At 34.8% G+C, this 3,477-nt stretch carries 2 protein-coding genes; both read left to right on the forward strand.

The features are described from left to right. A partial coding sequence (locus tag AC4AGG_RS15800) for a T9SS type A sorting domain-containing protein (RefSeq protein WP_489772984.1) occupies positions 1-187 on the forward strand: 187 nt, incomplete at its 5' end. An 11-nt stretch (positions 188-198) separates the two neighbouring features. Continuing rightward, the coding region (locus tag AC4AGG_RS15805) for a hypothetical protein (protein WP_489772985.1) at positions 199-3,477 on the forward strand (3,279 nt) is incomplete at its 3' end.

Here is a 3,477-nt window from a genome sequence, read left to right on the forward strand (position 1 = left end):
GATTGGATTTAAATTCGAAGATGCTGTCATCGATGTTTATGACATGAGCGGAAAACACATCCAATCTACTGCTTCTAAAAATAGAGTTACCAAAATTAACACCGCCGGACTTATACAAGGTGCCTACATCATCACTGTCAAAACCAACAACAACCAGTCTGCTAATTCTAAAATTATTAAAAAGTAAAAAACACAATTATGAGAAAGATAATTTTAATATATCTCTTTGTACTATCAGGCGTTGCTGCGGGACAATCAAACAATGAATCTTACACTCCTAAAATCTACCCTATTTCACCTGCTGTTTCAGAATTAGGCAAATACGGAACGTATCCCGTTGATATGTCAACGGGATTACCTCAAATTGAACTTCCATTATACACTGTAAAGTCAGCAGGTCTTGAGCTCCCTATTAAACTGATGTACCATGCCTCAGGAATAAAGGTGGGACAAGAGGCGAGTTGGGTTGGGCTGGGTTGGAGTTTGTCAGCTGGGGGACAGATAAGTGTTGATGTTAGAGACACTCCAGATGAAAATGAACCCGGAGTCTATAATATACCTGATGTAAATTACGTGATTAACTATATGGGAAATTATCCTTATAATTTTGATATTTTCAAAGCAAACTATTTGAATCGTTCATGGGTGAAAGATGCTTTTCAAATCCAGTTGCCTACAGTAAGCGGTGAATTTTACCTAGGCGATGAAGTTGAAGAGTTCCCTAAAGATGACTATAAAGTCAATATTAATACGGGGGCTCATTATTTAACAAAAGGAAAATTTGAAATAATCGACAAAACAGGTATTCAATATCATTTTAAAGAAAAGGAAAGGGCGACAAGAGCAACAAATCCTGGACAAGAAACTTATGACTCTGCGTACTTGATGACTAAAATGCTTTTAAATAGAGATTCGATAGAAGTAAAATATCAAAATCAATTTGAAACCATACCATTTTACAATTATTCTCAAAGTCAAGCATACAAAACATTTCAGGACACTTCTAATCCAAATCGAGCACCAGAATTAGCCCCAATATCAAACACAATGTTTACAAACTTACCTTCTGTCACTAAAAAAATTAGCGAAATCGTTTTTAGTGAAGGACGAGTTAGATTTATTTTGGGACAAAATTATGGAAGTTATGCCGGAAAATATCTCGATCAAATAATTATTGAGAAGAAATCAGGCAATACTTACCTGACAATTAAATTCATTAAATTTCACTATTCCCTATTTAACGTTCAGTATAATACATGGGGGGAACAAGGGCGATTAAGATTAGAGAAGGTGGTTGAAGAAACGGCAGGAGATGATGTCACTTTGGCACAGTTTGAATATAACAATACAACACTTCCTACATTAAATAGTAAGGCACAAGATTATTTTGGCTATTACAATGGAGCCAATAACTCTGATTTAATACCTAAAACCTATATAAAGCCAAATACTTTTTTTGGTTCTGCAAATAGAGAGGTAAATACATCAGCAAACCAAATGGGAGTTTTAACATCTATCCAATATCCGACGAAAGGCAAAACGTTATTTGAGTATGAAACCAATTCTTTCTATGGAAAACCAATACACTATGGAAATCCTATCAACATTGGATCATTAGTTCTTAACAATATAGGAAACGGGACCAAAGCTCCAGGAATAGGAGAAGTAGACTTCAACATGTCCCCTCCTGCAAATGTCTGTAGCTCTACCTGTATTTATAACTATTGTTGTGAAGGAATACAATCAGCATCATATAATATGAGTAATTATAGTAATGGTAAGGTTTTAATAAAATATAACATCACAAATTCTAATCCTGGTGTTACTGCTTCAAAATATACTTATGCTCGTATTTATGTCTATAACAATGGAAATACATATTATAAAAATCTCAAATATACCTCACAGGGAGAAGAAGAGTTTATCGTTACGGAAGGAAATATTATCTGCGAATTGAGAGTTTGGGGGCATACCATGTATGCAACCGCAAGTTTTCAATTAGTCCCTAGTTCTCCGAAAAACACAACCGTTCTCACTGGAGGACTAAGGATAAAAAACATCACAAACAGGGATTCAAATAATAATTTCATCAATAGGAAAACATTTGATTATACTGTTCCAGGAAGTACATTTGTTAGTGGTAAATTGATAAATCAGGAACAATTAAATACAACATGGGATACCAATTTTACCTATCACTATTCCAACAATGAGTGTTGTGGATCGAATAATGGATGTAATTTAGTAACAATTGATACTTTTTCTAGAACGTATGGGTCAAGTTCCAATGGTGGTGCAACAAAGTACAACCTATCGTACGAATATGTCACAGAAAAAGATGTAGATGAACAAGGAAATACGAAAGGAAAAAAAATATCTAAGTTTAGTGTTGTTCCTGATATTGTTATTGATGGTAAAAATTCCATAATCATGCAAAATAACAATTATAAAAGGGGAAAATTATTAGAGGAGAAAATATTTAATAATAGTGGCAATTTAATTTCAAGAAATATAAATGGTTATGTAGAAGATCCAACAAAATCTTCAACTAGAAATGACTTCAAAGTTTATATGCATAAAGACACAAACGTTGGCGTGGGAAGTTGTGCAGCAGATAATAATTTCAGTTTGTCTGCATCTTTTGAAATAGTCAACTCTCATATTTCAATTCCCCAATACTTTTTGAAAACGCAGGAACAAGCCTCCTACTATGGTAATGATTCTATAGTTGTTAAAAAAGAGTTTTTCAACAATTCAATTCAGCATATTCAGTTAAGGAAACAAATAGTAACTTCTCCTGACCTATCCCAAATCGAAACCACTTATTCTTACGCTCACGAGAAAGGCAACCAATATTTAATTGATAAAAATATGATAGGTATTCCATTGGAGACAACTTCAATAAAAACAGCCAATGGTGTAACCAAGACCCTCTCCCAAATAGAAACCAAATACCCTACCTCTCAATCAGAAGCCGATACCAAAACCTCCGGTCTGGCGCTGCCTTATGAAGTACGGAGTACCAATCTTCAAAATACTCTTACTACGGAAATCACTTACGACAAATATGATAATAAAGGCAACATACAGCAATATACCACTAAAGATGGTATTCCTGTGAGTATTATTTGGGGATATTATGATACCCAACCTATTGCTAAAGTAGAGGGCGCAACTTATGCACAAGTTCAGAATCTTGCTTTGGCAATAATCACTGCTTCCAATACAGATGCAAATGCAACACCTGGCAATGATGAGACCACATTATTAAGCGCTTTAGACACTTTCAGGAGAGATTCTACATTGGCTAACTACCAAATCACCACCTACACCTACGACCCACTCATTGGAGTACGGAGTATTACACCTCCTTCAGGAATCAGGGAGTACTACATTTATGACACCGCTAACAGACTACAAAAGATTGTAGATGTTAATAACAAGACTTTGAAAGAATTCCAATACCACTACAAACCT

The sequence above is a fragment of the Chryseobacterium sp. CG10_8 genome (genome assembly GCF_058117085.1).